This is a genomic window from Exiguobacterium sp. CH10 (assembly GCF_018617635.1).
Classification (GTDB): Bacteria; Bacillota; Bacilli; order Exiguobacteriales; family Exiguobacteriaceae; genus Exiguobacterium; species Exiguobacterium aestuarii_A.
Map to the genome: position 1 here is coordinate 43,620 of NZ_JACSKO010000005.1, position 25,891 is coordinate 69,510.

Here is a 25,891-nt window from a genome sequence, read left to right on the forward strand (position 1 = left end):
ACAGTCATGTTAGCTATTTTGATTGGATTGACGATTGGGATTTTGCTACCGATGCAGACGAGTGTGAACTCACGCTTGCGCCAAGTGGTCGGCTCCCCGGTCGTCGCATCGTTTTTATCGTTTACCGTCGGGACCATCTTTTTATCTCTGTTACTCCTTTTGACCGGACAGTCATTCGGGTTTGATAGCTCAGTGATTCAGGAAGGTCCAGGGTGGATGTGGATTGGTGGACTGTTAGGTGTTTTATTTTTAACGGGGAATATCTTGCTGTTCCCGAGGCTCGGAAGTGTCCAGACGGTCATCATGCCGATTTTTGGACAGATTTTGATGGGATTGTTGATTGACCATTTTGGTTGGTTCAATTCTGTCGAACATCCAATTACAGCGCTTCGTTTGTTCGGAGTTGTGCTCGTCTTACTTGGCGTCATCGGAACGGTCGCCTTATCCGACTGGCTCAACCGCCGAAGAGGCAAGTTGGTCGTCTCGATGGAAACGGACACCGGGAACCTGAATCTTTGGCGACTGTTTGGGATTTTCACAGGGATGATGAGTGCCACGCAAACGGCCATTAACGGCTATTTGGGAACAGTGCTCGAATCGGCTCTGAAAGGGGCATTGGTCTCTTTCGTTGTCGGAACGTTGGCGCTCTTACTCATTTTACTCGTCTCACGCCAACCCGTTCCGCTCGGTCAACTGAAAGGTCAACCGTGGTGGATCTGGCTCGGTGGAATCATCGGGGCGCTCTTCATCGGAGGAAACGTCCTGATCGTTCCGATTGTGGGGACGGGGATTGCTGTCATCATCGTCATTGTCGGACTGTTATGTGGAAGTTTACTGATTGACCGTTTCGGTTGGTTCGGAGCGAAGAAGAACCCGGTCACCGGTGTTCAAATCATCAGTCTGATTGTCATGGTGATCGGAATTGTATTGATTCGTCTATCTTAAGGGGGAAAAACGATGCGAGGAGTGTTGTTTGCAATCAGCGGAGGCTTCTTTTTGACGTTACAAAGTGTGGCGAATGCGCGAATCAGTTCGCAGATTGGAACGTGGCAAGCGGCGACGTTGACACAGTTCACAGGATTCATCGTCGCGCTCCTCGTCATGTTGGCGTTACGCGACCGCACGTATATCGAGATGCGTCACGTGAACCCGCTCTACTTATCAGGTGGGGCGTTTGCAGCGATCATCTTGTTCAGTAATATGACGGCCGTCCACGAGCTCGGGGTCACGCTCACGATTTCCTTGTTTCTCATCGCGCAGTTGGCGCTCGCGCTCGTCATTGACTGGCGTGGATGGTTCGGAATGGTGCGTCGGAACTTGAACGGGATACAGTTGTTCGGGGTGTTCATGATGATTGCGGGGGTCATCTTATTAAAATGGTAGGGGGAAACGTATATGGTTGAGGCGTATGTGAAGCAATTTGAATTAGACGTTTTGCCCGTCGCTGCGCAACAAGAATTGAAGCTTGTCCGATACGAGCCGGGAGACGTCATTTGTACGCAAGGCGATGAAGCGGAGCATCTCCGGTTTTTAGTGAAAGGGAAGATTCGCGTCTCACATACTTCCGCTACCGGTAAGCGTCTCGTCCTTTCTTTCAAATATCCACTCGATTTGATTGGGGACATCGAATATATTCAACGGACCCCTTATTTGAATACGGTCGAAGCTGTCACAGAAGTTGAGATGCTCGTCATCCGATTCGAGGATTTAGTACGTCACGCGCACGAAGAAGTCGCCTGGTTACATTATTTATTGGAAGAAATCACGCGAAAGTTCGAACGGAAGTCGCAGTCACTCAGCTTCAACTTGTTCTATCCTGTTGAGGTCCGCTTAGCGAGTTATTTATTGTCGATGACACCAGATGATCAAACGCTTGGCTCGACCGTGGATCAATTGACGGATATCGCTGATTTGATTGGGACGAGTTATCGCCATGTGAACCGGACGCTTCGGCGTTTCGTCGAAGCAGGCTTGATTGAACGAAATCGGCGGATGATTACCATCATCGACCGGGAAGGGTTGTTGGAGATTGTCGGGGAGAGTATTTATGAATAGGAGGGGAGAACCATGGCGATTGGGATGATGCTTGCTGTCATCGGCGGAATGCTCGTCTGTGTGCAAAATACGTTTAACGCTAATGTTAAAAAGCGTGTTGGTGCGTGGGCGACGACGACACTCGTCCTTGGACTCGGATTTTTAGCATCGCTACTGATTGGTCTATTTCAAGAAGGAAGTGCCTTGTTCCGAGTAGAGGAGATGGAGACATGGTACTGGTTCAGCGGAATCTTTGGCGTCGGAGTCGTCATGAGTGTGACGCAAGGTGTCGAGCGACTCGGACCGAGTTATGCCATCTCGATCGTCATGGTGTCTCAAATCTTGTTCGCGCTCCTCTGGGATACGTTAGGATGGTTCGGCTTGACGGCCGTTCCGTTCACCTGGAAGACGGTCGTCGGGATTGTGTTGATTGTTGGTGGGGTGCTCGTGTTTCAGTTGAGTGGGAAGACACCCGTCACATCAGCGAAAGTTTCAAAAGCCGGATAACGAGAAGCATCTGATAACATCAGGTGCTTTTTCCTTTTTAATGGAAAATCCTCGAAAGTTTGTTTTTAGATTGTTAAGATGAACATACAGAGAGAATTGGATGATTTTTACTGTTGGAGGTGCGAGAGGTGGTACGAGAAGAACGGATGGAGTATCTGTACGACAAATCATGGACTAAAAAGGGTCCGCTCTTTGTGATGATAGTCGGTGTCGTGACAGCGCTTTGGTTATTGTTCAATGATTCAAGGATGAACCTGTCCTTGTTCATTTTTTGTGCGGCGCTGCTTATGCCGCTTTTGGTGGCGACGTGGCATAAAATCCAGTTGTTTTTACAGTTCAATGACTCATCTACATACCGCAGATTCATCTACTTAAAAGGCACGATACAGTTCGTTCTCTTGACTGGTGTTATGTTTCTCTTGGCCCTATATTCACTAAAGTATGTAGCTTTAGATACTCTAGGCCTCGGATGTGCGCTTCTCGTCGCGAGTTGCCTACTTCTTGAGTCATGGTTGGATTGGAAGATTCTAAAGATTGATGACGAGCACGTGGTCGAGAGTTTATTGGGACTGATGAGTCGGAAGAAACAAAAAAGGAGGAAAGTGAATGGATAAACAAGAACGTCTCCCCAAAATGGTCGAACAGGATCTCGACGCGCGAGGGGTCAGCGCGATATTTGGCATCATCGGCCTATTTTTATTTCTAGTCGTTTCAGTCATAAAAGGTGTCACGGTGACGACGATTGCCTTCTCATTCCTCGTGACTCAATTGCCGATGCTCTATCAAGCGTGGCGACGGATGAAACTGTTACGAACATTCAACGAAGACGAGGAATATCAACGCCTCGTGCGCCGAGAATTTCTTATCATCGTCGCCATGTTTGGGTCACTTGGTATATTCACTTTCCTCACGTGGTTCGTATTCGGTTCGATGCAGGAGTTACTCGGTGTCGCATTGATTGGCGTCATTCCACTTCTTATCTTGTACATCCCGATGGACCGTAAATTATGTGAAGCGGATCCTGAGCATGTGACCAATCGGGAGTTACGACAAGCACATCGTAAACAGAAACTCAGCCCCTGACAGAGCTTCAGAGGCTGAGTTTTTTCATGAGAACATGGAGATGAGAAAGCCGCAGACGACCATGCCAATTGTATAGAATGTGAACCGGTGTCGTTCCCAAAACGAGTCATTCATCGTGTCACCGCCACATCATCAAGTGGTGTGTCGACCATCCGAACGAACGCTTCGTCCGGGTCGGTCGTTCCAGACTCTTTGAGCCAGTCTTGGAAGTCCCCTTCATATAAAATGCGTCCACCGTGTAAGAAGATGACGTGGGCATCAAGTTGAACTAAGTCATGCAACTGATGCGTCGAGATGAGACACATCTTACCGTCATCGACGAGACGCTGTAGGCGGCGCATGATTTGAATGCGTGACGCCGGGTCGACCCCGCTTGTCGGCTCATCAAATAAATAAAGAGATCGTTTGATCGAAGACAACAGTGTCACGAAGAGCCATTTTTTCTCCCCGACGGACATCTTCCCGAGTTTCATCGTCCATAGATGTTCGAACAGTTCTTGTTCTCGGGACGTCGAAAGATTGTTTATGTAAGACTCGAGTTTCTTGAATTCGGGGCGCTGCGACAGGCGTCCGATGAAATAGGCGAAGTCTTTTCCCGTCAACTCATGATGGTTATACATGAGTTGTGTCAAATACAGCATGTCCGTCGTCGGAACGAGGTCGAGTGACGCTTTGTCAACGGGAAGGGTACCTGTCATACAATCAAACAGTGTCGTCTTCCCGGCACCGTTTTGTCCGATTAACACGTTCAGCTTATTTGGTTGCAGGGTGAACGAGACGCCGTCGAGTACAGGGCGCGTCGCTTTCGGATAGCGATAAGTGAGTTGGTTTACGTGCATAAGAACCTCCTAGCGTGTGATGAGTGAGACGAGACTGAAGCGTTTCAACGCAATCGCACCGATGATGAAGTAACCGAGTACGGAAAGGAATGTCGCCCATACTCCGAACGAGAGATCGACTTGAGTCGTCAGGTGCAGCAACCCGAGCGCGAATTCATGAAGCGCGTAGAACGGGTTGAGGAAGCTGAACCATTGCTCGGGTGACTTCGTCGCCAATATGAAGAGTGGGAACATGAGAATGTTCGCAAACGTTCCGAGACTCGATACTTTCACTGGAAGTGCCGTGATGGCGACACTGGCAACCGCGAACGGGATACTCCCAATCAATACGAGTAGAGACGTTGCAATCAATTTGAACGAGAAGAATCCGTGTACGAGCGTCACGACCGTTGTGAATAAAAGTAGGCTGATGGAGGCGAATAGAAGTTGCGCCAAGATGACGGCGATGACATACGTCAGTTTGTTCCCGGAAATCATCACGTATGTTTTCATCAGTCCATATTCGCGCATGCGAGCGAGTTCGATACCTACACCATTCACATATGTAGCAAGGACAATGTATACCCAAAAATAAGCGATTTGTCCGTAATATTCTGCAGGTGTCGCTTGATGAACACCTGATAATGGTGTCGTCAAAGCGATGACGAGTGGAATCCCGAGTGTCCAAAAGAATGGAACTTTATCCGTGACGACAACTTTGGCATACATAAATAAATAACTTGTGATTTGATGCATCCTGTTCCTCCGTTTGTATGTTTGATTGTTTGTATCGTAGCACAATATACGGAAGGTGATTGGAAAAAGTTTCAAAAAAATAATCCCTCATATCGAATGAGGGATGAAAGAAAATCATTTCACTTTGTCGCGCTTCGCGATTTTATCGCTCACTTGTTGACCACTCAACGTCACCATTGGCATACCGCCGCCCGGGTTGACGGTTCCCCCGACAAAGTAGAGATTATGATAGAGTTCGCTCTGCTTCTTATGCTTGAAGCCACCGTTTCGATTCTTGTCGGCAACCGTTCCATAAATGGCACCTCGGTCCGAGCCATACGTCCGCTCGATATCATGAGGCGTCCATACGTCACGCGTCACAGTATGTTCACGCAGACCATGGAGACCCATGCGTTCTAACTTATCGAGTACACGCTCTTCAAAGGCGGCGTACTCTTCTTCGGTGAACGGATTGTCTTGGATATACGGGATGTGTGGCAAGATTTTAATGTTCTCATGTCCCGGTGGCGCTTGTGTCGCATCGGTCTTATTGACGTTGACGAGATAAATCGTCGGGTCGTCTGGAAGTTCGTGTTTCTCAAAGATTTTATCCATCTGCTCATGCAAATTTTCGGAGAAGAAGAAGTTATGATGCGCAAGCTGAGGATAGGCTTTCTTCACGCCGAGATGGAGGACGAATCCAGAGCTAGCAGGTTCGTATTTATCGACGATTTTGTCGACATACTGTTCGTCGGCGTCGACCATTTTCTGATAGAACGGGATCACTTCCATGTTCGAGACAAAATAATCGGCCGAACGGAGACGTCCATCTTCAAGCTCGATCGCTGAGATTTTTTCATTCACCGTGTGGGCACGGACGATGCCCTGACCGGTATGTAGCTTCACACCGATTTCTTCGGCGAGTTTTGTCAATCCTTCCGCGAGTTTGTGGGTCCCACCTTCGACGTACCAACAGCCTTGGGCATACTGCATGTAAATCATCATGTTGAGGACGGCCGGTGCGTTATACGGAGACGACCCGACATATTTGACGTAATACGACAGCATGTCCCGAAGATGGGGATTACTGATGCGCTTCTTGATGGCACTATACATGGTCGACGTCAAATCGAACCCAAAGAGCGTTGGGAAGATTCCCGTCTTCATGACGGCTTCTAAAGGTGACTCGAACCCTTCAGCCAAGTAGCCTTTCTCGGTCGTCTTATAAATGCGGGCTGCGTAATTCAATAGTTCACGATATTCTTGCATGTCTTTTCGAGAGAGGGAAGGATTTGCGCGTTGCATCTGTTCGAGGTCATGATAGAGGTCGAGCACGGTCTCGTCCGGGAAGAACGAGCGCCATTCGAGCTCAAGCCGCTTGATGAAAACATAGTCCTCCATCCGTTTGCCGCTTCCACGGAACAGTTTGTCGAAGATATGGGGCATCGTTAAAATCGAGGGTCCGAGGTCGAAGCCGAATCCGTCTTGTTCGAGACGGTTCACTTTCCCTCCGATGTGATCGTTCTTTTCGTAGAGTGAGACGTCGTATCCCTTTTGAGCGAGCGAGATGGCCGCTGACAATCCGCCGAGCCCTCCGCCGATGACGATGACCGATTTATCCACTGATTGCATATATTCGCCGCCTTTCCGAAGTATTATTTTCAAAAAACAGAATGATTGCTACCTCTTCTATTCCCGTTTCCAAATGAATCGAACATGCTTTTACGGATTTGCCACATCCACAAAGATGTCATCCCTGAATCGGGAAAAGTTTTGTATAGTAAGGGAACAGAGACTGAACGAAAGTAGGAATCTAAGATGATCGTAAAAACAATCACGCTTCACTTTGCGAACGGGGATGACATCACCATCCCGTTTGATGATATTGAATCGTGTCGGATGCATGATATTCAAGACGGGATGCGTGTTGCGGCGGATGGACAATTGATCAAAGAAAAAGTGATGCACGGGCTCGACCTCGTATTGAAGGATTCAGCAAACCAACTGGAATGGGATGGTCCAGGTAGACCGTTTGACCGTATCCTAGGTATGTCGGATTTACAACATCTCGCCTTCGAGTTTGAAGGGATGCGAGGAAAGTCATACCGCATTGCCTGGCATGATTTAGAGGCAGTACAGAACGCTTATCAGACGACAACGGAAGACAATGGGAACTTGCATGTGCATGTTCGCATTCCGTAAAAAAGGGCCTCTCGCAACGTGTGCGGGAGGCTTTAATTGTTTCACTTCACACCACCGGCGACGAGCGGTCCTTCAAATGTGATCGTATAGATGATGCGTGCGATGTCTTCCGCCGTTTCTTTCGAAGATGGATTGTTCAACCACTCGTAGATGACGCCCATGTGAGCTGATGAGAGATAGGCGACGAGATATGGAGGCGGGACCATCATCTTATCCGGATCAAACAAGGTTACTGGAGAGCGCTGAAACAAGGCAGCTTGCATAAATTTTCGAAGCTTTGCCTGGAACGTCGGATCTCCGTTCGGTCCGAGCAGCGGTTTCATGATGATTTGATTGTCTTCGATGAAGCGAATAAACGGGACAAGGTAATGATACGAGTTGTCGGTCCGTTCGTCTCCGAAGATGTGTGGCAAGTGATAAATCAATTTCTGTTCGGCTTCCTCAAAAATTTCATCGACGCATTTCTCCATCAACTCGAACTTATCCACATAGTGGCTATAAAAGGTACCCCGATTGATGCCGGCCCGTTCGGTCAACTGCTTGACGGAGACGGCCTCAAATCCCTGTTCTTCAATAAGGCTGAAGAAGGCATCTTTGATCAACTTCTTCGTCCGGATGACGCGTAAATCGGTTTGTTCCATATTATTTCTCCTTTTCCTCAACACATGAAGTTCATCTGTCGGAAAACCAACACGATGACCAATATTGACGATTGTTGCTACCGTGAACCAGGTCTATACTGAACTTATAAACCAACACGGTGTCGATTATCTTGAGTATACACGATGAGGCGCCGAAAAGGAGTGACAGAAATGAACATTCAACTGCAACGCGTCGACAAGTCATTCGGTGACCAACTCGCCATCGACACCATCGACTTCACGATTCCGTCCGGTGAGATTTGCTGTTTGCTCGGACCATCTGGATCGGGGAAGACGACGCTCATCCGACTCATGATCGGCGCACTCACACCAGACAAAGGAAGTGTCCACATCGGTGAAACGAAGATGCCAAACATGGATATGCTCCAACAAATCGGATTTATGCCGCAAAACGATGGCTTGTACGAAGACTTGTCGGCCGAGGCGAACCTCGCCTTCTTCGGTTCAATTTATAAGTTAGGGAAAAAAGCGCTCCAGGACCGAATCACAGAAGTGCTCGACCTTGTCGATTTAACGAACGACCGGCATAAACTCGTCCGTAATTTTTCAGGCGGGATGAAAAAACGTCTGTCGCTAGCCATTGCGATTTTGCATAAGCCAGACGTGTTGTTCCTCGATGAACCGACGGTCGGGATTGACCCGATCTTACGTCGTCAAATTTGGAATCAGTTTCAAGTGATTCGGAGAGAGGGGACGACCATCATCGTCTCGACGCACGTCATGGACGAAGTGCTCGAGTGCGATCGTGCCGCGCTCGTCTACAATGGACGGTTGATTGCCTATGACCATGTACAGGACTTGCTCGACCAGACCGAGAATGGTCGCGTCGAAGAACTGTTCTTGATTGCTGGGAAAGAGGAGGTGGGCGGTCATGCGTAATTTAGCGAAACGTGTTATCTTCCAAACGTTAAATGATAAACGAAGTGTGGCCTTGATTTTGATTGCACCGCTTCTCATTTTAACGCTCGTCTATTTCTTGCTCGGTGACTCGGATTACGTGCCGACTGTCGTCCTTGATGACAACGCACCAGAACAGCTCGTCAATGCGTTTGAAGATGAGACGCTCGAGGTGGAACAAGCAACGTTCGATGATCCGAAAGCATACATCGAAGACAATGAACATGTCGATGCTGTCTTTGAAATGGATCAAGAAGGTACGACCATCACGTTACGTGAACCATCGACGAAGTCGTCGAAGGCGGTTGGTGAGATTCAAGATGCGTTGACGACGCTCAACCCCGCAGCCGAGATTGATACGTTATTTGTCTATGGGGAAGAAGACCAGTCGACGTTCGATTCGTTCGGATTCGTATTCCTATCTCTCTTCTCGTTCTTCTTCGTGTTCATCTTATCCGCGATGGCGCTCGTCAAAGAACGTAGTGGCGGTACGCTCGAACGGCTTTTGATGACCCCGATCAAGCGAGGGCAAGTCATTTTAGGATATACGCTCGGATACGGGACGTTTGCGGTCGTTCAGTCAATTTTTATCGTACTCTATTCGATTTATGTGCTCGGTCTTTCTTCTCTTGGGAATATGGCGTGGGTCATGTTGACGATGCTACTCATGGCGGGTACGGCGGTGCTCTTCGGAGCGACCATCTCGGTGTTTGCCCGTTCGGAATTACAGGTCGTCCAGATGATTCCGTTCACCATCATCCCGCAAGTATTCTTCTCGGGACTCATCCCACTTGACTTGATCCCGTACGGCCTCGGAAACTTGAGTTACGTCATGCCAATCTTCTACGGGGCGACGGCAATCAAGGAAGTCATGATTTACGGAAGTGGTTTCTCGGGAATTTGGATGTATTTACTCGGATTGATTCTCTATGCAGGTGTCTTGTATCTCTTAAATATGCGGGCGCTCGGTAAGTATCGGGGGCATTGAGTTAGAAGGACAACACCCAATCTTGAAACTGTTGAAACGCCGGGATTTGATTGGCCAGTCCGATGACGAGAAACCAAGCACTCGTATAGAGGAAAGCTGAAATCGTTGTGTAGAGCGTATACGTTCGAAGTTTGAGTGACGTGAACCCGGCGATGTAATGGAGCGGATGGCGAAGACCAGGAATAAAATAAGAAATCATGATCGTGCGTGCTCCATATTTTTGATAAAATGCCTCAGCTCTCTTGAGATAACGAGATTCTCGTTGTCGCATGGGTAAAATATGATGAAGTCCTTTCCCGATTAAATAAAACCAGCCGAACGTGAGCGTGAAAAGGCTCCAAGTGGAAACAAATAAAAGCCAACCTGGGACGAAGGCATCCGCGACCGTCAGATGCGTGATCATTAAGACATCGTCAGATAATGGGGTAAACATGATACCGATGGCGAGCATGCCATAATGTATGATCATTTCCATAACGTTTCACTCCTTACCTTGTCTAGTATTCACTCGCAAGCGTAAGGAGTTTTTAGTATTCTCTTAAGAAATCTTAAGAAGTTCGTCAGGATGTGTTATTGAGTGGTTTGTTACACTCAATAATAAGATGGATCAATTTCATTATGTAAGACGAGGAGGAAAGATATGCGATCACAACCCGTCATCTGTATCGCCGACGACGATGAGGCGATTCGAGAATTACTTGCCATCTATTTACAAAATGAAGGATATGCACTTCGGTTTGCGAAAAATGGGCAAGAAGTGCTCGACCTCGCATCGACCGAAACGATTGATTTACTCATTCTCGATTTGATGATGCCCATCATGGGTGGAATTGAGGCTTGTATTGAAATTCGAAAGACACAGTTTATGCCGATTTTGATGCTGACAGCAAAAACGAGCGATCTAGATTTGATGCAAGGGATTTCTGTCGGAGCGGACGACTATATCAAAAAGCCGTTCAATCCACTTGAAGTGACGCTTCGTGTTAAATCGTTACTCAGACGGTATCGTGATTATGGGGCAGATCGGACCGAGGCACAGACCATGCTCACCCATGAAGAAGTCACACTCGACCTTCAAACGCGACAATGTCGAAAAGGCGAGGCTTTGGTTCGGCTCACACCGAAAGAGTTCGATATTCTTGCCTATTTTATGCGACATCCGAATCAAGTCCTAACTGTCGAACAGATATACGAGGCGGTGTGGGGTGAAGCTGCATTTGAGGTCGACAATACCGTGATGGTCCACATTACAAAAATTCGTGAGAAGTTAGAAGACACACCACGAAAACCAACGATAATCAAGACGGTGTGGGGCGTGGGGTATCGATTATGAAACAGAGGCAATGGGATCGATTGCTTGTAAAGTTAATTAGCATTATCTTAATCAACGCGTTGATTGCGACGATTGCTTTTTTAATCATGGGATATTCGATTAGTTTGTATTACATCAAGAATGAGACCACACCGGACCCGCTGACATCCAATTTGATGTTTTTAGGCGTGACATTCGTTGTCATTTTGATTTTTATCATTGGGTTTTCACTGATGATGCGGAAAACACTTCGAAAGATCACGTACCTATCGAGCGAGATTGAACAGATTGCAAACGGTGATCTCGGTCGAACAATTAATGTCGAAGGGCGAGACGAAATCGCCTCACTAGGAGAGAGTGTAAATCGAATGTCACGGCAGTTAAGCGAATTATTTGAGAAGGAGCGGGCGCACGAGGAAGAGCGGAACCAACTGTTTTCCAACCTGTCACACGATTTGCGTACCCCGCTCACGAGCATCAAAGGCTATACTCAACTCCTTCAAATGAATCGTGAACTGACAGCTGAAGAAAACAATCATTTTCGTATCTTAAATGAAAAGACGAATCAGCTTGAACATCTACTAGATCAGTTGATGGACGTGAACCGACTCTACGCCCCGAATATGCAACTAAAAAAACAGAAACTCAATCTGAGCTTGTTGACGACTCAGCTCATCCACGAGATGGAGCCGTTATTTAAGGAAAGAGGTCACCGATTGCACGTGTCGATACAACCTGATCAATGGATGGAAGCCGATCAAGAACAGCTTATTCGTGTCTTTGAAAATCTTTTCTCGAATGCTTGGAAATATGCCAAGCAAACGAGTCCAATCGAGATTAGACTTCAAACGAAAAGACAACAGATTGAATGGTCCATCTCAAATGCGACAACGGCAGAAACGATTGAAGCCATCCCCCATCTCTTTGATCGCACGTATCGCGTCGATTCGTCGAGAGGGGTCACTCCAGGTGATGGATTGGGTTTATCGATTGCGCGCCAAATCATTTTGTTGCATGGCGGGACGTTGACGGCCGAGCCAATCGAAGATCAGGTCATTTGTTTTCGAGTGTCGTTTCCGATTGAAACAGATGGCCCATCAAGATCGTATCGAAGTACTGTCCATCGATGAGCTTATCGTCACGTAATCGACCTTCGACTTCAAAGCCGTAGCGCTCATAAAGTGCTATGGCTTTTTCGTTTGTTTCAATGACGCTTAAATTGACTTTATGAATGCGTACCGTTCGTGCCCAATCGAGGACATAACGTAAGATCGCTGAACCTAAACCGAGTCCCCAATACGCTTGGAGAATTCCCACTCCAAATTCGACAGTATGAGATTTCCGTGCGAGTGTACTTCCTTCACAACGAGCGAACCCGACAAGTTTCCCGTTGACCTCGGCTACAAGAAAAATACGATTCGTTTTACTGAAGTCGTATTCAATTAACTGCTTGAATGCATTCTCATCGAGAGTGCCTTCCCCAGGTTCGCGGTCCAAATAGTCCGTCTCTTGATCAATTTGTAAGCGAACGGAAACAAGGGACTTCGCATCATCTTTAGTAGCGATACGGATGAGACAGTGTTGTTCGTTTTGTATGTATGAAATAGGGTTCATAATGTCCTCCTTTGTCATATCGGTCATAAAAAAAGCACTCGGACAATTGTCCGAAATGCTCATTAGCGCTTGAGTAACAACATCACGCCGGTCACGAATAGTGCGATTCCGCTCGCGAGTCTAACTTGTTTGCACGTCACGTTCTTTCACCCCTACATTTCTTCATCGTTTTGCTTTAGCGACACGTTTCGGTGTTTTCGACATTTCTTGATAAATCGAAAGAATCTCGTTTCCGTAATTTCCTTTTGGCTGCATGGCCCACTTTCGATGCAGTGATGGCCAAGTCGTCGCAGAGCCCCGTTTGACGAGGTGGAAGCGTGGATCGACTTTTGTCATGTTCAATGCATCTTTTGAGGCGTATGCCTTTAGATGCTGAATTTGAGCGGTTACCCCTTGATGTGGTGAACGGAAAAAGTGTCCCCTTACGCCGTTCCCAGTCGTCCCAATCCCTGAGTAGTTATGCTGCTTTGGAAGGACATCGCCGCCATAACGGAAATAACCCGTCTCTTTTAGTGCCTGCGCGAACGCAACATCACCACGGACGCCTTCTTTTGCACCGATGATGATGAAAAGTTTCGCCAAATCTTCGACTGACGTTTTGGCGAGCCGGACATCACGAGGATTCTTTTGTTTTACGTAATCCGCCATTTGTTGCGGAGTCAAAGCCGATACTCCCATAATAGCACGATTCTGCTTCTTTGGGGCCGCTTCAACGATGGATCCTGTAGAGACGAAAGATGAAGTGATCAGAAGAAAAGCGACGATGAATCCAAACACTTTTTTCATAATATGTACCCTCCTAAATGAATCCTATCCATTGAGAAATAATACCATATATGTATTAAAGTTTAATTTCGTATTTACGCATGAAGGAAATGAGAAATTAAAAAGCCGTTTTGAATCGATGATTCAGAACGGCTTTCTCCTAATATTAATTCGCTTGTTTCAATTCTTCGACGGTCTCTACTTGATCATCAAACTTACGAACATCCACTCGTTTTACGAAGAACGCAAGGACGAGTGCCAAGAGGTTCATCCCGAGTGCAACGTAAAATGAATATTGAATCCCAGATAAGAGGGCTTGCTGAGTGATGGCACCCATCGAGCTCTCTGTGAGCGTCGCAGGATCGACTCCCGTCATCAATGATTCAGCTTCCGTACGTGTCACCGAGTTCATGATGGTCACGAGTACTGCCGTACCGATTGCACCAGATACTTGTTGGGCCGTGTTGTTGATGGCCGTTCCGTGTGGATTGAGGCGAGTCGGCAATTGGTTCAGTCCATTAGTCATGATTGGCATCATGACCATTGACATCCCAAACATACGCAACGTGTACGTTAATACGATGTACGTATACGTTGAATCGAGCTGGACGTTTGCAAGCATGTACGTCGATACCGCGGTGATTGTCAATCCGGTAAGTGCCAATAATTTTGGCCCGAATCGGTCAAACAGTTTACCCGTGATCGGCGACATGATTCCCATGATGATCGCACCAGGGAGAAGCATGAGTCCTGAATCGAGTGGGGAGATGCCACGAACGCTTTGGACATAAGCCGGTGTCAAAATCATACCGGAGAACATGGCGACCGCGTTGACCATCGCAATGACTGACGCGAGTGCGAACATCGGATGTTTGTAAGCACGCAAGTCGAGTAATGGTTTTTCCATATGGAGCTGGCGATAGATGAATGCGATCAACGAGATGGCACCGACAATCATCGTCGCTAAGACAATTGGGTTGTCCCATCCGTCCGAGCTTGCTGAACTGACACCATACAAAATCCCACCAAATCCGAGCGTCGATAAGACGAGTGACAAGTAATCGAGTGACTGATCTTTATTTTGGACCATGACGTTCTCCGCTTTCCAAATAGCGAGCGCGAGACCGATGATGGCGAGCGGTAAAATCATTTCGAATAAGACGCGCCAATCATAGTACTCTACGATATAACCCGAGAGTGTCGGTCCGATCGCAGGTGCCGAGATCATGACGAGCCCGAAGATTCCCATCGCCATCCCCCGTTTTTCACGCGGGAAGCTGACGAGCATGACGTTCATTAAGAGTGGCCCCATTGTCGAGGCTCCGACGGCCTGAATCATCCGACCGCTCAACAACCAGCCAAAGTTTGGCGAGAAGGCCGCAATCGCCGTACCGATGGCGAAGATACTCATCGAAGTGATGAACAAGCTTCGGTTAGAAAAACGAGTGATTAAATAGGCGGATGCCGGGACGAGTACACCTGTCACGAGCATAAAGCCTGTCGCAAGCCATTGTACGGTCGAGTAGTCTGCAATCTCGAGATCGACCATGATTGAGGGGAGCGCGACGTTGAGTAATGAGTTGTTTAAAAATGCGATAAACGCACCCGCAAAGAGGACCGCCAACATGACGTAAGGCGGTTTCTTTTGGAATTCTGGTTTCATATGGATGGCTCCTTTATTTTCTAAATAGTTATGTGTTGGTAAGTGTCGATGAAATGATTTTATACCCGTTGTATAAATAAAGCAACCATTTTGTACTATTAGTCTAAAATGGTTTTCGGTGCTATAGTAAAGATACAAATTAGATAGAACGGAGTCATAAGAGAATGAAAGAGAAAAAGAGAAAAGTCGCAGATATTGCCATGTCTCTCTTCATCGAAAATGGAGTGCAACACACATCGGTGCAAGAGATTATCGACCGTGCCAATATCTCAAAAGGGACGTTTTATAACTACTTCTCATCGAAGACGGATTGCGTGGCTAGTATCCTCGAGAACTTACGATATGATGCAGGACAGCGCCGGATTGAGATGCAGATGGGACGGGACAAACGAGATCGTGACGTCTTCATCGAGCAAATCTCGATATTGATTCAATTGAACGAAGAACGGAACTTGCACGCGCTATTTGAATCGATCATGTCGTCAAACGAGAATGAACTGAAGAAACTCGTACTTCAACATCGCATTTATGAAATTGAATGGATTGCGATGCGTTTGACGGAAATCATCGGAGAGGCTGTCAGACCGTATTCGATGGAATTGACGGTGCTCTTCAACGGAATGTTGCAACATATCTTGTTCACGAACCGGATCACGAATGCCGCTTACTCTCCTCAAAAAGTCGTGAGGAGTTTATATGCGTACGTAGAACTGATTGCTGCACGAATGATAGAGACAGGGGAGCACGTCTTGAACCCGGTCACGGTCGATCAAATGCGTGGCACGACAGATAAACATCTCATTACGATTGAAGAATTGATTGAGATGGCTGCTCGCATCGAAGAGCATGTCGAGATGACGGAAGAACAACGAGATTTGTTCGATGCAATCTCACATGAACTGAAACAAGAACGCCTTCGGAAAATTGTCTTAGAGCAATTGTTGAAGCCGTTTCAACGTCTATTTAAAGGCGTGACAGGCGAGACGGAAGTACAAAAGTTCACGAATCTTGTTTGGCTGTATACACGGACACATTAAAAATCATCCAACATTTTGGATGATTTTTATTTTTGGTCGGAAAATATAGAACAAGTGCAGGTTCATGTGGGAAATATGGGTAATGATTAATGATGGGTCATGTTGAACGGAGGATGATTGAAGATAGGAGGAGCTGAATGTGCTAGAAAATGTGATTGCATTTACTGCGATCGCTCTACTAATAGGTGGAGCGGCATATGGTCTCTATTCTGTATTTCGTTATTTTATCAAAAAGGATATCACGCCATTCCCGATTATATTAGGAGGTTCGATTTTTCTCGCGGGTATTTGGTTGATTTTCATACTCGGAATTATTGAAACAAATAATCAAGAAGCTGTTACTAATTTTGAAGAAGAGAGCACGGTAGCAGTTACAGAGGACGAAAGTGAACCAGAACCGATAATTGAAGCGGAGGAACCTCAAGAGGTCGAAGAAGTTCAAGAACCTTCTGTGGAAGAGTTTTTACAGGAAGTTCAGCCTGAAGACCCGATATCGAACTATCAAGACTATATGGAATTATATGAATTACAAATTAATCGGGGATACACTGTTTATGGTCGGGAGTTTGATGAAGTCACAATCGAGAGTCGAAACATCATCGTGGTATATAACGCAGACTCAATTATCGAGGTAGGGGTGAATAAAGATTTAGATCAAGTAAAAAATGATCATGTCAAAAGGATTCAAGAGGATTTGACGACAACCATTAATGGATCTGGAGATACGGGTACAGATAACATTGAATTGGTAGAAGGATTTGCAGTTTTTGAAATGCAGTATGACGGTACAGACTATTTTTCGGTTACTTTAGAAGATAGTGATGGCAATATGGTGGATTTATTAGCGAATGACATCGGTAGTTATAAAGGAAAATCATTTGTTTGGATTCAGAATACGGAAGATTATTTCATGAATATAAAAGGGAGCAATGGTAGCTGGAACATTAAAGTGATGCAATATTATCCTTCAGATTTAGAGACACTACCCGGGAAAATCTCTGGAACTGGTGATGATGTGATTTTCTTCGAAGTAGAAAAAGGGTCATATCAGATTGAAATGAGTCATAATGGAGAAGGATATTTCTCGATTTTTATTAACCAACAAGACTTGCTGGCAAATGAAGTAGGAAAGTATGAAGGTTCTCAACGTCATACGTTTTCTGATACAGATCTCTATGTATTTGTTGTGAAAGCAGATGGAGACTGGAGTATCAACGTTAAAGAATAGTTAAATTAAAACTGATAACGAAATAGTTTAACTTGGACACAGGTATGACAAAAATCTTCCCGATGCAGTAATATAGAAGAAACAAGGAATGGAAAAAAGAATCAAAAAGTTTCCTCGAAAAAGAATTGATTCCTACAAATTCATGCGCTACAATCAAATTACCGAAAGCGCTTTCGGGAAGAGGAGAATAACATGGGTACGATTTATGATTTAGCCAAAAAAACAGGATTCTCAATCACGACAGTGTCCAAAGCGTTGAACAACTACAAAGACGTGAGCGACAAGACGAGAGCAAAGATTCTTCAAGCCGCTGCTGAGATGGACTACTTGCCGAACGCACATGCCCAGTCGTTATCGACGAAAAAATCATGGGCGATCGGGGTCATGTTCTCAGAGGCGAATGAAGTTGGGATGAAGCACCCGTTCTTCAACGGGATCATCGAAAGTTTTCGTCACGCGACAGAGGAGCAAGGCTATGATTTGATCTTCGCCTCGCGTAACCTGCGCAATCGTGACATGAGTTATCTCGAACACTTCAAACACCGTGCGGTCGACGGCATCGTCGTCATCTGCTCGGACCGAATGGATGAGCAAGTTCAGGAGCTCATGCGAAGCGACATCCCAATCGTCGTCGTCGATATGGACAGCGCCAATTGTAGCGTCGTCTATTCCGACAACATCGAAGGGGCACGTCTCGCTGTGAATTACCTCTATGAACTCGGTCATCGGAAAATTGCCCACATCGCTGGGGATGAGACGATTGACGCTGGAGCGGCACGGATCAAAGGATATGAACTTGCGATGCAAGAGCTGAACCTTCCGATTCGACCGGGCTACCTCGTCAACGCCGGCTTCTTCTCGGTTGAGGAAGGCAAGCAAGCGATGGAACGATTGCTTGAACTAGACAATCAACCGACCGCTGTCTTTGTGGCCGGGGATCAGATGGCAATCGGCGTCATCGAAGCAATTCACGAACACGGTCTTCACGTCCCGAATGACATTTCTGTCATCGGATATGACGACATTGAAATGATCCAATACATTACGCCGAAACTGACCACGATTCGCCAAGATACGGATGAAATCGGGGAAGCGGCAGCAGAACTTTTACTTGAACAAATGACCGCGAAAGAGCGACTCACCGAACGTCGCATCATTCCGGTACGCTTAGTAGAACGGGCATCTTGTGCGCCGGTCAAACAGTGATTTATAGCCAATGATATTTCGAAGTCGCTCTCTTTTCTTCAGCGGATGGAGAGGGGAGCGCGATTTCGAAAGTCATTTTTAGAGAAAATCGAAACCGCTTTCGATATTTTATTTCGGATAAACCGAAAGCGCTTTCGACAATTATTTACCTCTTTTTGCAAGCGCTTTCTAATACTACTTATAAAAAGGATGGGAACAACACATGCGTAAACTTGTTAGCTTACTTACCATTGGAGCACTTTCAGTTGGTGTCTTGAGCGCTTGCTCTGACGGCGGCGAAGGATCATCTTCAGAAGGTTCAAAAGATGATGTCCTAAAAATTTGGTCATTCACAGATGAGCTGAAAGAGCCAATCAAAACGTTTGAAGAGCGTAACGGCGTAAAAGTCGAATTGACAATCGTACCGACGGCTGACTACGCAACGAAGTTGAAGCCAGCTCTTGAAAGTGGCGTCGGCGCACCGGACGTCTTCACGGGTGAAATCGCGTTCCTTAAACAATGGATTGACGCTGGATATTGGGAAAACCTTTCGGAAGAACCATACAACGCAGAAGAAGTTTCTGGAGACATCGTTCCTTACGTCTTCGACCTCGGGAAAGACAAGGACGGAAACGTTCGTGCCCTTTCATGGCAAACAACTCCAGGTGGGATCTACTACAAACGTAGCATCGCTAAAGAAGCACTCGGTACTGATGACCCGGCTGAAGTCGGCGAAATGATGAGCTCGATGGACGGACTCTTCGAAGTCGGTGAAAAGCTTAAAGATAAAGGCTACAAACTCTTCCCAGACGAAGGTTCAATCCGTTGGTTCGCACAAGGCGATGACCCACAAGCATGGGTAAACGAAGACAATGAACTTGTGTTGACTGAAGGAAAAGAAAACTACTTCGACTACGCGAAAGAGCTTCGTGAAAATAACTTGACTGCTCTCGCACCAGAATGGTCACCATCTTGGTTCGAAGGAATGGACAAGCCAATCAAAGTGAAAGAAGGCGGTAAAGAAACGGAAACAGAAGTCTTCTCTTACGTCCTCCCAACTTGGGGTCTCCACGCTGTCTTGAAAGAGAACGCAAAAGACACTGCTGGTGACTGGGCTGTAACAAGCGGACCGAGCCCATACTTCTGGGGCGGTACATGGGTCGGGATCTACAAAGACTCTAAACATAAAGAAGAGGCTTACGAATTTATCAAACTCATGACACAAGATGAAGAGTTCTTGACTGAATGGGCGAAAGAGACAGGCGACGTACTTGCCTTCAACCCAGTTACAGAAAAAATCAAAACGGACTTCAGCGACGAGTTCCTCGGCGGACAGAACAACTACGAGTTCTTCCTCGGCGAAGCAGAATCGATCAAACCAGGGATCGTTACGAAATACGACCAACAGCTCGACACGCTTTACGGAGCGGCAGTTACATCTTACGTAGAAGGTAAGAAGTCGAAAGAAGATGCAATCAAAGAGTTCAAGAAACAAGTTAAAAACGCTTACCCAGACATCGTAGTAGACTGACGATGACCAACACGAGGGAGGGATTTCCTCCCTCGGTTCTTATGGAAGGAGAAATACACGTGAAAAAATTAGATCGTTACGGCTATCTGTTCATCGCCCCGTTCTGGGTTGTTTTCTTGACGTTTAGCATTTATCCGGTTTTCTTGACGCTTTACTATAGCTTCACGAACTATACCGGTAGCCCAGGAGAAGAGATTGTCGGATTTGCGAACTATACACGGTTGTTGACGGACACATACTTCATCGAAGCGTTTTTCAACACCATCAAGATTTGGGGAGTCAACTTCGCCTTGCAGATGGGAATGGCACTTTTATTGGCGCTCTTATTCTCAGATCTTCGTTTGAAGCTAAAAGGATTAAACTTCTTCCGTTCATTCTTCTATCTTCCAAACTTGATCACAATCAGCTCGGTCGCGCTTTTGTTCGGTATCTTGCTCGACTGGCAGCATGGTTCACTCAACATGGTGTTGATGAAAATCGGTTTGATCTCAAATCCGATCGACTGGTTGGCAGAACCCGTGACGGCTCAACTATCCGTCTCACTCATCTTGACATGGATGTGGTTCGGTCACTCCTTTATCATCGTGATGGCCGGTGTCTCAGGAATCTCAACAGATTACTTTGAAGCCGCTCACATCGACGGTGCGAACCGTTGGCAGATGTTTACGAAAGTGACGTTGCCGCTCTTAAAACCAATTCTTCTCTACATCATGATCACATCGCTCATTGGTGGACTTCAATTGTTCGACCTTCCGATGTTGATTACAGATGGAATCGGTTCACCGGACGGCTCGTTGAACACGATGGTGCTTTACTTGTATAACCAAGCCTTCAAGTACAATAACTACGGCTACGCATCTGCGGTCGCTTACGGCTTATTCTTGATCACGCTCATCTTCTCGGCGATCGTCTTCAAAGGTATGTTCCGCAACGAACGCGCAACACAGAAGAAGGGGGCGTAAGCGATGGAACAAAATGCAGAAACACGGCGAATGCTTCCGGATAGCGAAGCGCAGCCAAAACGTAAAGAAGACCGTCCACTCAAAGTGGTGCCACCTAAAAAACAAAAGTCGAAGCATCGTGTTGTGCGAGGCTTGATCTATGCAAGTTTGGTTATTCTTGCGATTATCTGCTTCATCCCGTTCTTGATGATGATCATCAACGCGACTCGGACGAATGGAGAAGTCATATCTGGCTTCACCTTGATCCCTGGTAATGCGTTGCTCGATAACTACGCTACCCTAAGCGAGTACATCAACATCTGGACCGGCTTTAAAAACAGCTTGATTATCTCGGTATCGGTGACGGTACTTTCGGGCTACTTCTCAGCCCTTACAGCTTATGGATTCACGTTCTACAACTTCAAAGGGAAGAATGCGATGTTCATCTTCATGCTCGTCATGATGATGGTTCCGGCACAACTTGGACTCATCGGATTCTACGAGATTTCAAAAACGCTCGGCATTCTCGATACGTTCATCCCGTTGATCGTCCCTGCGATTGCAACACCATTCACGGTCTTCTTCATCCGCCAGTACACGCAAGCGACACTTCACATCAGTTTGATTGAAGCGGCACGGATTGACGGTGCGAGCGAGTTACGTATTTTCCATACAATCGCGCTCCCAATGATGATGCCAGCGATTGCGACGATGTCGATCTTCACGTTCATCGGCTCGTGGAACAACTACTTGATGCCACTTGTCCTCTTATTCTCTCCTGAGAAATACACGTTGCCTGTCTTGATGGGCTTCTTGAAAGGATCACAAGTCGCAGAAAACCTTGGCGCGCTTTACCTAGGAATCGCGATCTCGGTCGTACCGATCATGATTGCCTTCTTGTTCCTCTCGAAGTACATCGTCAGCAGTATTTCGGCAGGTGCTGTCAAAGAATAAATATAGAGAAAAGAGGAAAACACTATGCATTTTAAGAAAGACTTCGTATTCGGGACAGCCACGTCCTCATACCAAATTGAAGGCGCACACAATGAAGGGGGACGTACCCCTTCCATCTGGGATATGTTCTGTGACATCGACGGGCGCGTGTTTGAAAAGCATAACGGCGATGTCGCATGTGACCACTACCATCGTTACGAAGAAGACATCCAACACATCAAAAAGCTAGGTGTCGACACGTATCGATTCTCCATCGCGTGGCCACGAATCTTCCCTGCCAAGGGAGAGTATAACCCAGAAGGTATGGCGTTCTACAAAAACTTGGCGCTGCGTCTCCGTGAAGAAGGAATCAAACCAGCCGTCACGATTTACCACTGGGACCTTCCGATGTGGGCTCATGAAGAAGGTGGCTGGGTCAACCGTGAGTCGGTTGACTGGTTCCTCGATTATGCGAAAGTCTGTTTTGAAGAGCTTGATGACATCGTCGACTCTTGGATCACCCACAATGAGCCTTGGTGTGCCGGCTTCCTCGGCTACCATGTCGGTGTTCACGCACCGGGTCATCGTGACATGAACGAAGCGGTACGCGCCGTGCACCACATCTTGTTGTCGCACGGAAAAGCGGTCGAATTGTTGAAGCGAGAGATGACATCCACGACCCCGATCGGCATCACGCTCAACTTGTCACCGATGTACGCGAAGACGGATTCGGCGAATGACCGCCTTGCGATGAACAATGCCGACGGGTATTCGAATCGCTGGTTCCTCGATCCGGTCTTCAAAGGCCAGTATCCGGTCGACATGATGAACTTGTTCTCTAAATATGTGCATAACTTCGATTTCATCCAATCGGGTGATCTGGAGACGATCTCGACAGCTTGCGATTTCTTCGGCATTAACTTCTACAGCCGTGGCATTGTCGAGTTCAACGCAGCAAATGATTTCTTGAAGGCAGACGCTTATTCGGACTATGAGAAGACGGGCATGGGCTGGGATATCGCCCCGAACGAATTCAAAGACCTGATCCGTCGTTTACGCGCCGAGTATACTGACCTTCCCATCTATATCACAGAGAACGGCGCCGCATTTGACGACGTGCTGGAAAATGGCGAAGTCCATGACGATAACCGGATCGACTACGTCCGCCAGCACCTCGAAGCCGTTTCTGACTTGAACGATGAAGGCATGAACATTCAAGGCTACTACCTCTGGTCGCTCATGGATAACTTCGAATGGAGCTTCGGATACGAGAAGCGCTTCGGAATCCTCTATATCGACTTTGAGACACAAGAGCGTATCTGGAAAGATAGCGCGAAGTGGTATGCTGGTGTCATCGCCGACCATAAAGCCAAACACGCGGATAGCGTCGAGGCGTAACATGCATCCATCCCTGCCGCTACGGGGATGGATTTTTTTGTGTGCAATTTATCTGTTGAGGGAACTGTAAGAGGGGAGGGATATTCATGAAACGAGAATTTTCGACATACGAAGTAACAGGCTATGACGACCAAGGGAAGATCAAGTTCGTCCATTTGAGAGAAGGGGAGTTCGTGTTACCGGTTGAGATTAAAGGAGACGACTTACTAAAAATCAAGAAGATGATGGAACTGAATCCTGGGGTGACTGTGATTATTCATGCGGCGGTCGACCAGAAACGGATGCGACTGCTTGAGGTAGACGGATATTCACTTCGAAAAGAGGATACGTAAAACGCCAGCACCGAAAACGGGCTGGCGTTTGCTTATGGAATTAAGAGGATTTTCCCTTGGCTCTTCCGACTTTCTAAAAAGGCATGGGCCGATGCCCCGTCTGACAAAGCGAACGTTGTCGGTGATGGAATGATGAGTGAGCCGTCCTCAATCCAACTGAACAATTCGTGTGACCGACGAATGCGTTCCTCTTTTGAGGTGAGGACGTTCCATAAGTCGCCACCCGTCAATGTCTTCGATGTGTCCATGAGCATACGCGGATCGACCGGCTTTGGGTCGCCACCGGCCATACCGTAGAAGACGACCGTCCCACCGATGCGAGTCGCTTCGAAGCTGTTTTCTAATGTCGCACCGACCGAATCATAAACGACATCGGCACCGCGACCGTCCGTGGCATTACGAATCTCTTCGACCCATGCTTCGTCATAGCGATAGGCACGGGCACCATGTGTTTGGATGGTCGCCACTTTTTCATCTGTCGAAGTGAGACCGATGACCTGCCCGCCGAGACGCTGAATCATTTGTGTCAACAATTGACCGACACCGCCAGCGGCTGCATGTACGACCGCGACATCATCGGCCTGAATCCGATAGCTGTCGTGGACGAGGTAATGGGCCGTCAATCCTTGAAGCATGGTCGATGCGGCTGCTTCGAATGAAATGGCATCTGGAAGAGGAATCGCCTTGTCGAGCGGGACGGCAACAAATTCTGCGTTGGCGTGCGGGACATCGGCAAAGGCGATGCGGTCCCCGACTTGAAGCGAGGTGACGTTCGCCCCGACCGCTTCGATCACACCGGTTCCTTCATATCCGAGAATGTATGGAGGTTCTCCGACGAGATGATAGTTGCCTTTCCGGCGATACACATCGGCATAGTTCAATCCGATGGCTTTTGTGCGTACCAATACTTCATCAACTTGTGGCATCGGTGTCGGGACTTCTTCATATGTTAAAACATCAGGACCACCGAACTGATGGAAGACGAGTGCCTTCATGCTGATCACTTCCTTCGTTAGACTCACTAAAACTATAGCATACGGCTCGAGATTCACTCGTGATGACGCACAAAAGTCACCGGCCATTAAGTAGGTTCGGTGACTTCGGTAGATTGACTGATCTGTTTGACTCGCTTCAATACATCCCGCTTCGGTAAATCCGGGTAATCACTCTGGATGCGTTCGACACAGGACACGATTGTCTCCGTGCATAACAGATGAACAATCTGTTGATCGATGGAATCGAGTTCGAGTGGCGTCTTTTCTTTCAAATCCTCTCGATTTAGCCAAAATGATGCACCGAATAAGTGCACGAATATAATCGCTATGACAGTGAGCGTCGATAAATCGATAGACGGAAAGAGAGTCAGTACGACGTATAGACTGATTCCGCTCACGATTCCATGAAGAATGCTGTCGAGTAGACGCGGTATGTTCGTATGAGCAAACGAACGTAATGCTCTCGTTAACGCATCAACGAAAAAACTGAGGATCGTCGACAACAGATAGAAACAACCGAGCATCGCGAGAGTCGATAAGATTCGGAACGGTGTGTCTTCAAGTAAATAGATGAGAATCAAATCGACGGCAAGTAGCGGGGTGAGGGCGAGCGCTAGAATCAGCGAGCCCCAACCGAGGCCTGTCACAACCTTCATGAGATGTGAGCCCGATACCGTCCGAGCGCGATGAATGCAGCAATCAGACAGACCATATGTAGCACGACCCCGATGAGCATGGCGTACGGGATGATGGACTGGAAGCCAAGACCGAATGCGAGGGCGGCACTCGATAAGATGATGAAGCTCGCTGTATAATTTCGTACGGTTCTTTTCTGCTTATTCGCATGTGCCACGGAGTATCCGGCAATGAGTAGAAAGACGGGAAACAACATGATTGAGTAGACCGATTGAAACACCAGTCCGAGTAATCCGGTCAGACCCGCAAGGACAGCGAATATAGAAGGGTAGTGGGCTTTCAAATTTCCAACTCCTTAACTCTTTTACCTAAATATAACAGCCCTCCTCATTGCT

General features: G+C 47.1%; 30 protein-coding genes. 19 read left to right on the forward strand and 11 right to left on the reverse strand.

What is annotated here, in order from left to right:
- Positions 1–6 precede the first annotated feature (6 nt).
- From KNP04_RS13580 to KNP04_RS13605, 6 genes are all read left to right on the forward strand, one after another.
- Complete coding sequence (locus KNP04_RS13580; RefSeq protein WP_251129982.1) at positions 7–945, forward strand: DMT family transporter; 939 nt, start codon at positions 7–9, stop codon at positions 943–945.
- Between the two features lie 12 nt (positions 946–957).
- Positions 958–1,383, forward strand: coding sequence for a DMT family transporter (locus KNP04_RS13585; RefSeq protein ID WP_214876780.1), 426 nt, complete (start codon positions 958–960; stop codon positions 1,381–1,383).
- A 12-nt stretch (positions 1,384–1,395) separates the two neighbouring features.
- Positions 1,396–2,055, forward strand: a complete 660-nt coding sequence (locus tag KNP04_RS13590; protein ID WP_214748702.1) for a Crp/Fnr family transcriptional regulator — start codon at positions 1,396–1,398, stop codon at positions 2,053–2,055.
- Positions 2,056–2,067: 12 nt separating this feature from the next.
- A complete protein-coding gene (locus KNP04_RS13595; RefSeq protein ID WP_214876782.1) occupies positions 2,068–2,541 on the forward strand; it encodes a DMT family transporter in 474 nt (157 codons plus the stop codon).
- A gap of 128 nt (positions 2,542–2,669) precedes the next feature.
- Entirely contained in the window at positions 2,670–3,155 is a 486-nt protein-coding gene (locus KNP04_RS13600) for a hypothetical protein (protein ID WP_214876784.1), read from the forward strand.
- Positions 3,148–3,624, forward strand: a complete 477-nt coding sequence (locus tag KNP04_RS13605; RefSeq protein WP_214876786.1) for a hypothetical protein — start codon at positions 3,148–3,150, stop codon at positions 3,622–3,624. The genes KNP04_RS13600 and KNP04_RS13605 overlap by 8 nt, the downstream gene beginning before the upstream one ends.
- Before the next feature lie 110 nt (positions 3,625–3,734).
- Here the strand turns inward: KNP04_RS13605 and KNP04_RS13610 are convergent, their stop codons facing one another.
- From KNP04_RS13610 to KNP04_RS13620, 3 genes are all read right to left on the reverse strand, one after another.
- Positions 3,735–4,463: an ATP-binding cassette domain-containing protein gene (locus tag KNP04_RS13610; RefSeq protein WP_214876788.1), complete on the reverse strand. Its 729-nt coding sequence runs from the start codon at positions 4,461–4,463 to the stop codon at positions 3,735–3,737.
- 9 nt (positions 4,464–4,472) lie between these two features.
- The gene (locus tag KNP04_RS13615; RefSeq protein ID WP_214876790.1) at positions 4,473–5,198 is read right to left on the reverse strand and encodes a hypothetical protein; all 726 of its coding nucleotides are present in this window, start codon (positions 5,196–5,198) and stop codon (positions 4,473–4,475) included.
- Between the two features lie 114 nt (positions 5,199–5,312).
- The gene (locus KNP04_RS13620) at positions 5,313–6,809 is read right to left on the reverse strand and encodes a phytoene desaturase family protein (RefSeq protein ID WP_214876792.1); all 1,497 of its coding nucleotides are present in this window, start codon (positions 6,807–6,809) and stop codon (positions 5,313–5,315) included.
- Between the two features lie 186 nt (positions 6,810–6,995).
- Between KNP04_RS13620 and KNP04_RS13625 the strand changes: the two genes are divergently transcribed.
- On the forward strand, positions 6,996–7,379 hold the full coding sequence (locus KNP04_RS13625) for a hypothetical protein (protein WP_214876794.1): 384 nt from the start codon (positions 6,996–6,998) through the stop codon (positions 7,377–7,379).
- A 41-nt stretch (positions 7,380–7,420) separates the two neighbouring features.
- Here KNP04_RS13625 and KNP04_RS13630 read toward each other — a convergent pair whose 3' ends face one another.
- On the reverse strand, positions 7,421–8,020 hold the full coding sequence (locus KNP04_RS13630; RefSeq protein ID WP_214876796.1) for a TetR/AcrR family transcriptional regulator: 600 nt from the start codon (positions 8,018–8,020) through the stop codon (positions 7,421–7,423).
- Positions 8,021–8,191: 171 nt separating this feature from the next.
- On the opposite strand from KNP04_RS13630, the gene KNP04_RS13635 reads away from it, so the two are divergent.
- Positions 8,192–8,920 (forward strand): ABC transporter ATP-binding protein, encoded by a 729-nt coding sequence (locus tag KNP04_RS13635; protein ID WP_214876798.1) that lies wholly within the window; start codon positions 8,192–8,194, stop codon positions 8,918–8,920.
- Positions 8,913–9,926, forward strand: a complete 1,014-nt coding sequence (locus tag KNP04_RS13640; RefSeq protein ID WP_214876800.1) for an ABC transporter permease — start codon at positions 8,913–8,915, stop codon at positions 9,924–9,926. The genes KNP04_RS13635 and KNP04_RS13640 overlap by 8 nt, the downstream gene beginning before the upstream one ends.
- A 1-nt stretch (position 9,927) precedes the next feature.
- On the opposite strand, the gene KNP04_RS13645 is transcribed toward KNP04_RS13640, so the two are convergent.
- Positions 9,928–10,401, reverse strand: coding sequence for a DedA family protein (locus KNP04_RS13645; RefSeq protein WP_214876802.1), 474 nt, complete (start codon positions 10,399–10,401; stop codon positions 9,928–9,930).
- A 165-nt stretch (positions 10,402–10,566) separates the two neighbouring features.
- Between KNP04_RS13645 and KNP04_RS13650 the strand changes: the two genes are divergently transcribed.
- Together KNP04_RS13650 and KNP04_RS13655 are read left to right on the forward strand one after the other, a co-directional pair.
- Positions 10,567–11,259 carry a response regulator transcription factor gene (locus tag KNP04_RS13650; RefSeq protein ID WP_214876804.1) on the forward strand — a complete coding sequence of 231 codons (693 nt, stop codon included), beginning with the start codon at positions 10,567–10,569 and terminating at the stop codon, positions 11,257–11,259.
- The gene (locus KNP04_RS13655) at positions 11,256–12,368 is read left to right on the forward strand and encodes a HAMP domain-containing sensor histidine kinase (RefSeq protein WP_214876806.1); all 1,113 of its coding nucleotides are present in this window, start codon (positions 11,256–11,258) and stop codon (positions 12,366–12,368) included. The genes KNP04_RS13650 and KNP04_RS13655 overlap by 4 nt, the downstream gene beginning before the upstream one ends.
- Here the strand turns inward: KNP04_RS13655 and KNP04_RS13660 are convergent.
- The 3 genes from KNP04_RS13660 to KNP04_RS13670 form a co-directional block, all read right to left on the reverse strand.
- Complete coding sequence (locus KNP04_RS13660) at positions 12,292–12,852, reverse strand: GNAT family N-acetyltransferase (RefSeq protein ID WP_251129983.1); 561 nt, start codon at positions 12,850–12,852, stop codon at positions 12,292–12,294. The genes KNP04_RS13655 and KNP04_RS13660 overlap by 77 nt on opposite strands.
- Positions 12,853–13,014: 162 nt before the next feature.
- Positions 13,015–13,638, reverse strand: coding sequence for a glucosaminidase domain-containing protein (locus tag KNP04_RS13665; protein ID WP_214876810.1), 624 nt, complete (start codon positions 13,636–13,638; stop codon positions 13,015–13,017).
- A 145-nt stretch (positions 13,639–13,783) separates the two neighbouring features.
- The gene (locus tag KNP04_RS13670) at positions 13,784–15,280 is read right to left on the reverse strand and encodes an MDR family MFS transporter (RefSeq protein ID WP_214876812.1); all 1,497 of its coding nucleotides are present in this window, start codon (positions 15,278–15,280) and stop codon (positions 13,784–13,786) included.
- A 164-nt stretch (positions 15,281–15,444) separates the two neighbouring features.
- On the opposite strand from KNP04_RS13670, the gene KNP04_RS13675 reads away from it, so the two are divergent.
- The 8 genes from KNP04_RS13675 (at position 15,445) to KNP04_RS13710 (ending at position 23,865) form a co-directional block, all read left to right on the forward strand.
- On the forward strand, positions 15,445–16,317 hold the full coding sequence (locus tag KNP04_RS13675; RefSeq protein WP_214876814.1) for a TetR/AcrR family transcriptional regulator: 873 nt from the start codon (positions 15,445–15,447) through the stop codon (positions 16,315–16,317).
- A 139-nt stretch (positions 16,318–16,456) separates the two neighbouring features.
- The gene (locus tag KNP04_RS13680; protein ID WP_214876816.1) at positions 16,457–17,545 is read left to right on the forward strand and encodes a hypothetical protein; all 1,089 of its coding nucleotides are present in this window, start codon (positions 16,457–16,459) and stop codon (positions 17,543–17,545) included.
- Positions 17,546–17,737: 192 nt separating this feature from the next.
- Positions 17,738–18,751, forward strand: coding sequence for a LacI family DNA-binding transcriptional regulator (locus KNP04_RS13685; RefSeq protein WP_214876818.1), 1,014 nt, complete (start codon positions 17,738–17,740; stop codon positions 18,749–18,751).
- Between the two features lie 202 nt (positions 18,752–18,953).
- Positions 18,954–20,261: an ABC transporter substrate-binding protein gene (locus tag KNP04_RS13690; RefSeq protein ID WP_214876820.1), complete on the forward strand. Its 1,308-nt coding sequence runs from the start codon at positions 18,954–18,956 to the stop codon at positions 20,259–20,261.
- Positions 20,262–20,320: 59 nt separating this feature from the next.
- On the forward strand, positions 20,321–21,223 hold the full coding sequence (locus tag KNP04_RS13695; RefSeq protein WP_214696921.1) for a carbohydrate ABC transporter permease: 903 nt from the start codon (positions 20,321–20,323) through the stop codon (positions 21,221–21,223).
- 3 nt (positions 21,224–21,226) lie between these two features.
- The gene (locus tag KNP04_RS13700; protein WP_214876822.1) at positions 21,227–22,156 is read left to right on the forward strand and encodes a carbohydrate ABC transporter permease; all 930 of its coding nucleotides are present in this window, start codon (positions 21,227–21,229) and stop codon (positions 22,154–22,156) included.
- A gap of 24 nt (positions 22,157–22,180) precedes the next feature.
- Positions 22,181–23,533 (forward strand): GH1 family beta-glucosidase, encoded by a 1,353-nt coding sequence (locus KNP04_RS13705; RefSeq protein WP_214876824.1) that lies wholly within the window; start codon positions 22,181–22,183, stop codon positions 23,531–23,533.
- Between the two features lie 86 nt (positions 23,534–23,619).
- Positions 23,620–23,865, forward strand: a complete 246-nt coding sequence (locus KNP04_RS13710) for a hypothetical protein (protein ID WP_214876834.1) — start codon at positions 23,620–23,622, stop codon at positions 23,863–23,865.
- A 32-nt stretch (positions 23,866–23,897) separates the two neighbouring features.
- Here KNP04_RS13710 and KNP04_RS13715 read toward each other — a convergent pair whose 3' ends face one another.
- The 3 genes from KNP04_RS13715 to KNP04_RS13725 all read right to left on the reverse strand — a co-directional run bounded on the left by KNP04_RS13715 (position 23,898) and on the right by KNP04_RS13725 (position 25,839).
- A complete protein-coding gene (locus KNP04_RS13715; protein WP_214876836.1) occupies positions 23,898–24,860 on the reverse strand; it encodes a quinone oxidoreductase family protein in 963 nt (320 codons plus the stop codon).
- A gap of 86 nt (positions 24,861–24,946) precedes the next feature.
- Positions 24,947–25,516, reverse strand: coding sequence for a hypothetical protein (locus KNP04_RS13720; RefSeq protein WP_214876838.1), 570 nt, complete (start codon positions 25,514–25,516; stop codon positions 24,947–24,949).
- Positions 25,513–25,839, reverse strand: a complete 327-nt coding sequence (locus KNP04_RS13725) for a hypothetical protein (protein WP_214876840.1) — start codon at positions 25,837–25,839, stop codon at positions 25,513–25,515. The genes KNP04_RS13720 and KNP04_RS13725 overlap by 4 nt, the downstream gene beginning before the upstream one ends.
- Between the last annotated feature and the right edge of the window lie 52 nt (positions 25,840–25,891).